The 6,000-nt window shown below is 55.1% G+C and carries 5 protein-coding genes; 2 read left to right on the forward strand and 3 right to left on the reverse strand.

Going from position 1 to position 6,000, the window contains the following annotated elements; all coding sequences use genetic code 11:
• Positions 1-355 precede the first annotated feature (355 nt).
• From WG29040_RS05310 to WG29040_RS05320, 3 genes are read right to left on the reverse strand one after another with little or no spacing between them, the layout of a single operon-like run.
• Entirely contained in the window at positions 356-958 is a 603-nt protein-coding gene (locus WG29040_RS05310; RefSeq protein ID WP_127195764.1) for a YigZ family protein, read from the reverse strand.
• 13 nt (positions 959-971) lie between these two features.
• Positions 972-1,622 (reverse strand): TetR/AcrR family transcriptional regulator, encoded by a 651-nt coding sequence (locus tag WG29040_RS05315; RefSeq protein WP_127195765.1) that lies wholly within the window; start codon positions 1,620-1,622, stop codon positions 972-974.
• A gap of 47 nt (positions 1,623-1,669) precedes the next feature.
• Positions 1,670-2,590, reverse strand: a complete 921-nt coding sequence (locus WG29040_RS05320; protein WP_003439335.1) for a LysR family transcriptional regulator — start codon at positions 2,588-2,590, stop codon at positions 1,670-1,672.
• 123 nt (positions 2,591-2,713) lie between these two features.
• Here WG29040_RS05320 and WG29040_RS05325 point away from each other — a divergent pair, with 123 nt between their 5' ends.
• Together WG29040_RS05325 and WG29040_RS05330 are read left to right on the forward strand one after the other, a co-directional pair.
• Entirely contained in the window at positions 2,714-4,063 is a 1,350-nt protein-coding gene (locus WG29040_RS05325; RefSeq protein WP_003439338.1) for an aspartate aminotransferase family protein, read from the forward strand.
• A gap of 85 nt (positions 4,064-4,148) precedes the next feature.
• On the forward strand, positions 4,149-5,642 hold the full coding sequence (locus WG29040_RS05330) for a CoA-acylating methylmalonate-semialdehyde dehydrogenase (protein ID WP_003439341.1): 1,494 nt from the start codon (positions 4,149-4,151) through the stop codon (positions 5,640-5,642).
• Positions 5,643-6,000: the final 358 nt, after the last annotated feature.

Raw genomic sequence — 6,000 nt, forward strand, 5'->3', positions numbered from 1 at the left:
TCAGGCTATGGTTGTTTAAATGTCGTTTTGGTTAAAAAACGTACAAAGATAAGCAGGCGTTACGCAGATTGAATTCGCGGGGTATTTGCACGGGTTATCCACAGGTTGTTCCACAGTAACTGTGTGCAACTTCGGTTGAGGGGTATAAGCACCGGGCTGCTTTGTTCTAACCGCGATAACCTTGTCTAAATGACTGTTTTTAAATAGATTTTCTTTGTTTTGAAGAAAGCAGGTCGAAAAACGTACAAACCTGTGCAATGCCCGTGACACAAGGGCTGCAGCCTTGTGTACTCAGGTTATCCACAGTTGGGTGCACAGTGACTGTGGGCAAGTCCGGGGGAAGGATATGGCGTATTTACTCCTCTGTGCCGGGCTCGCGCCGGTGCAGCAAAATCCTGCCGCGACTGATACTGGCCAGTTGTTGCTGTAGAGGGGCGATCTGTTCTTCGGCCAGTGCCAGTTGCAGGTCAACGCCATTGGCGGTGAAGGTTTCATTGATCAGCAAACCTCCTGATTCGGCCACCCGCAGTTTAATCAGTGCCAGTTCGCTGAAGTTGCACGAGCAGTCCAGGCCAACACGGCTAATCAACCTCAGCTTTTCTGCGCCCTGCAGGCATTTGTTGGCGCCGCCGCCGTAAGCCCGTGCCAGCCCGCCGGTTCCCAGCTGGATGCCGCCATACCAGCGAATGACCAGTACCACGACCTGATCGCAGTCCTGGGCCTCGATAGCTGACAGTATCGGCCGGCCAGCGGTGCCGCCGGGTTCGCCATCATCACTGCTGCGATATTGATCGCCGTGTTTCCAGGCCCAGCAATTGTGCGAGGCATTCAGGTCGCTATGTTGCTCGATAAAGTCCTGTGCCTGTTGAGCATTGGTGATCGGCGCGGCGAGGGTGATAAAGCGGCTTTTTCGGATTTCTTCGCGGTATTCGCAAAGACCCAGGAGGGTCGAAGGCATGTCGGTTCCAGACTTAGACGGTAGGCGTCAGGCCGCAGCCTTTGAGGATGATACGGATCAGGTTGTCGCTGGCGTCTTGCATGTCTTGCCTGGTCAAACGCGAGCGCCCCGATACGCGGCAGATTTGGGTCGCGAAGTCGGCGTAATGCTGGGTGCTGCCCCATAACAGGAAAATCAGGTGTACCGGGTCGACCGGGTCCATTTTTCCGGCATCTATCCAGGCTTGAAACACGGCCGCACGACCCTGGAACCAAATGCGGTAGTCCTGGGTGAAGTATTCGGTCAGACAGGCGCCACCGCTGATGATTTCCATTGCAAATACACGGGAGGCCTGTGGCTGTTGGCGTGAGAACTCCATCTTGGCGCGGATGTAACGGCTGAGTGCCTGGGCCGGATCGTCTGCGGCGGTCAGGGTATTGAAGGTGCGGTCCCACAATTCGATGATATTGCTCAATACCGCAATATAGAGCCCCAGCTTGTTGGTGAAGTAGTAGTGCAGGTTGGCTTTTGGCAGGCCGGCCTTGAGCGCGATGGTGTACATGCTGGTGCCTTTGAACCCATGACGGGCAAATTCATCCTCTGCGGCCTTGAGAATGACCTCTTCGTTCTTTTGACGAATACGGCCAGCCGGCTTGCCATCGTGGGCGGGGATTTCAAAGGTCATAGGTTTTCCAGAGCAATCTTTGTGGGAGCTTTCGCTGCAGTTTCACGTTAGCGCGTCGCTTCCAGGCTCTCAAGGAAACTTTCCAGCACCAGATGCGGACGTCGACCTTTACGTGTGACCGAGGCCAGACTCAAGTCATAAAAGCGGGTTTTGGCTTTCAAGGCCCGCAGGCGGCCTTGTTGCACCCACAGGCTGGCGTAATGATCGGGCAGGTAGCCGATGTAGCGCCCGGTCAGAATCAGAAAAGCCATGCCTTCGCGATCTGACGCGCTGGCGGTGCAATTAAGTGCCTGGTAGTGCGCCTGGATCTCGGAAGGCAGGCGGAAAGTAGGGGCAATGGCATCCTGTTCGTTGAGACGCTGGTCGGCCAGTTGCCGATCATCGACATAAAACAACGGGTGGCCCACAGCGCAATAGAGCAGTGAGCGCTCGCTGTACAACGGTTGGTACTCAAGACCCGACAGCGCACTGGCCTGGGGTACGACGCCTACATGCAAGCGGCCGTCGAGAACCCCTTGCTCTACTTCATTGGGTGCGATCATTCGAATGTGAATTTGTACATCGGGCCCGCGCTCTTTGAGTTGGGACAGGGCATGGGTGATACGCATGTGGGGCAGGGTGACCAAGTTGTCGGTTAGCCCAATCGTCAGTTCACCGCGCAGGTGGTGATGCAGGCCGTTGACCTCGGTACGAAAACTTTCGAGTGCCCCCAGCAACTGGAGTGATGACTGATAAACCTCGCGGCCTTCTTCTGTCAGAGAAAATCCCGCCCGCCCACGCTGACACAGGCGTAAACCCAGTCGTTGTTCCAGGTCACTCATCTGCTGACTGATGGCCGAGCGGCCAATGCCGAGCACCGTTTCTGCCGCCGAGAACCCGCCGCATTCCACCACGCTGCGGAAAATACGCAGCAATCGAATATCAAAATCGCTGACTTGGGCCAGTGCATCGGGACGACGGCTGCTCATAGTTTAGTGGAGGCCTGACTAAAGGTTAGAAGAGTTGGATTTCACCGACTTTATAGCCATGGCAGTTTAGCTGCAACAACGCTTTCAATCCCACGCCGCTTTCTGCTCTGCGAGGTTTTGCCCATGAACATGCCTGAAAACGCCGAAATAACAGTGACTAGCCAGCTCAAGCTGGATGCCCACTGGATGCCTTACACCGCTAACCGTAACTTCCATCGTGACCCGCGTTTTATCGTGGGGGCCAAAGGGAGCTATTTGACGGACGATAAGGGTCGGCAAATTTACGATTCACTGTCAGGTCTATGGACCTGTGGCGCAGGGCATACCCGCAAAGAAATTCAGGAAGCTGTTTCAAAGCAGTTGGGCACCCTCGATTACTCGCCGGCGTTCCAGTACGGGCATCCACTGTCGTTCCAGCTGGCCGAGAAGATCACTGAGCTGACGCCGGGCAACCTGAATCACGTGTTCTTCACTGACTCGGGTTCGGAGTGCGCGGATACCGCAGTGAAAATGGTCCGCGCTTACTGGCGCTTGAAAGGCCAGTCGAGCAAAACCAAGATGATTGGTCGTGCTCGTGGTTATCACGGGGTGAACATCGCGGGTACCAGTCTGGGCGGTGTGAACGGCAACCGTAAGATGTTTGGTCAGGCGATGATGGATGTTGATCATCTGCCGCACACACTGCTGGCCAGCAACGCGTTCTCTCGCGGTATGCCCGAGTTGGGCGGGATTGCATTGGCCGATGAACTGCTCAAGTTGATCGAGCTGCATGACGCTTCGAACATCGCTGCCGTATTTGTGGAACCGATGGCAGGCTCTGCCGGTGTGCTGGTGCCGCCACAGGGTTATCTGAAACGTCTGCGTGAAATCTGTGATCAGCACAACATCCTGCTGGTCTTTGATGAGGTGATTACCGGGTTTGGTCGCACAGGCTCGATGTTCGGTGCCGACAGCTTCGGTGTGACGCCAGACTTGATGTGTATTGCCAAGCAGGTCACTAACGGTGCGATCCCTATGGGCGCAGTGATTGCTACCAGCGAGATCTATCACACCTTCATGAATCAACCGACGCCTGAGTACGCGGTTGAATTCCCGCACGGGTATACCTATTCGGCTCATCCGGTGGCGTGTGCTGCGGGTCTGGCGGCCCTGGATCTTTTGCAAAAAGAAAACCTGGTGCAGAGCGTGGCGCAAGTTGCACCGCATTTCGAGAATGCGTTGCATGGTCTGAAGGGCGTGAAGAACGTCATCGATATTCGCAACTACGGCCTGGCCGGTGCGATTCAGATTGCTCCGCGCGATGGCGATGCGATTGTGCGCCCGTTCGATGCCGCGATGAAGTTGTGGAAGGCCGGCTTCTACGTGCGTTACGGCGGTGACACTCTGCAATTCGGGCCGACTTTCAATAGCAAGCCGCAGGAACTGGATCGCCTGTTCGATGCGGTCGGCGAAGCGCTGAATCAGATCGACTGATTCCTTCTATCTATATAGAAGGGACTTTTTTGAATTTTGACAGGCGCGCACTGTTCGCGCCTGTGGACAACTTTTTGGAGCTCCAATGAGCACGATTCAACATTTGATCAATGGCGAGATGGTAAGTGATTCTGGCCGCACTGCCGATGTGTACAACCCGTCGACCGGTAAAGTGATTCATCAGGTGCCACTGGCCAGTCGCGAGACTATTCAACAAGCTATCGATGCCGCCAAAGCTGCATTCCCGGTGTGGCGTAATACGCCTGCGGCCAAACGCGCTCAAGTGATGTTCCGTTTCAAGCAACTTCTGGAACAGAACGAAGCACGCATCTCGCAGTTGATCAGTGAAGAGCATGGCAAGACGCTGGAAGACGCAGCCGGTGAATTGAAGCGTGGAATCGAGAACGTCGAGTACGCCTGTTCTGCTCCTGAAATCCTGAAGGGCGAATACAGCCGTAACGTAGGACCGAACATTGATGCCTGGTCGGACTTCCAGCCATTGGGTGTGGTGGCGGGGATTACGCCTTTCAACTTCCCGGCCATGGTGCCGCTGTGGATGTATCCGCTGGCCATTGTGTGCGGTAACTGTTTCATTCTGAAGCCGTCGGAACGTGACCCGAGCTCGACGCTGTTGATTGCCCAGTTGTTGCAGGAAGCCGGTTTGCCTAAAGGCGTAATGAACGTGGTCCATGGTGACAAGACCGCTGTGGATGCATTGATCGAAGCGCCAGAAGTGAAGGCCTTGAGCTTTGTCGGGTCGACGCCGATTGCCGAATACATCTATGCCGAAGGCACTAAGCGCGGCAAGCGCGTTCAGGCTTTGGGCGGTGCCAAGAACCATGCGGTATTGATGCCGGATGCCGATCTGGATAACGCGGTCAATGCTTTGATGGGCGCTGCCTATGGTTCGTGCGGCGAGCGTTGCATGGCGATTTCGGTTGCAGTGTGTGTAGGCGATCAGGTGGCCGATGCACTGGTGGCCAAGTTGGTTCCGCAAATCAAGGCGTTGAAAATTGGCGCAGGTACTTCGTGCGGTCTGGATATGGGCCCACTGGTTTCGGGTCAGGCCCGTGACAAGGTCAGCGGCTATGTCCAGGACGGTGTGACGGCAGGTGCTGAGCTGGTGGTTGATGGGCGCGGGTTAAGCGTCAAGGATCACGAAGATGGCTTCTTCCTGGGTGGTTGCCTGTTTGACCGCGTGACCCCCGAGATGCGCATCTATAAAGAAGAGATTTTTGGTCCGGTACTTTGCATCGTGCGGGTTAATAGCCTGGAAGCGGCAATGCAACTGATCAACGATCATGAATATGGCAACGGTACGTGTATCTTCACCCGTGATGGTGAAGCGGCGCGTCTGTTTTGCGACGAGATTGAAGTGGGGATGGTGGGCGTTAACGTTCCGCTGCCGGTGCCGGTGGCTTACCACAGCTTTGGCGGCTGGAAACGTTCGCTGTTTGGCGACCTGCATGCGTACGGGCCGGATGGTGTGCGCTTTTACACGCGCCGCAAGGCAATCACCCAGCGCTGGCCGCAACGCGCTAGCCATGAGGCATCGCAGTTTGCATTTCCGAGTCTGTAAGACTCGCGAAAGCCCTATATAGATGAAGAGAGGCCAGCCGCCAGGCTGGCCTCTGCTTTTGGGGGCATTAAAGGCAATATGACACTAATGTGAAATTAGTCCTTGACCCAGAATTCCAACGGCCTATAATTCGCCCACTTCCGGCGCAGTCGAAACGGAAAACTCCTTGAGTTTCAATGAGTTGGATGGTTCTTCGGCAGTGTCAGCTTCAAGTCATCGAAGCAGGAAATGAGGTGTTGACAGCAGCGTGTAACGCTGTAGAATTCGCCTCCCGCTAACGAGAGATCGAAAGCGCAAGTGGTTGATGTTACAAAGGAAACTTTGAAAACATCTGAAAATAACCGCTTGACAGCAACAG

The organism is Pseudomonas sp. PAMC 29040 (assembly GCF_003994535.1).
Lineage (GTDB): Bacteria > Pseudomonadota > Gammaproteobacteria > Pseudomonadales > Pseudomonadaceae > Aquipseudomonas > Aquipseudomonas paraversuta.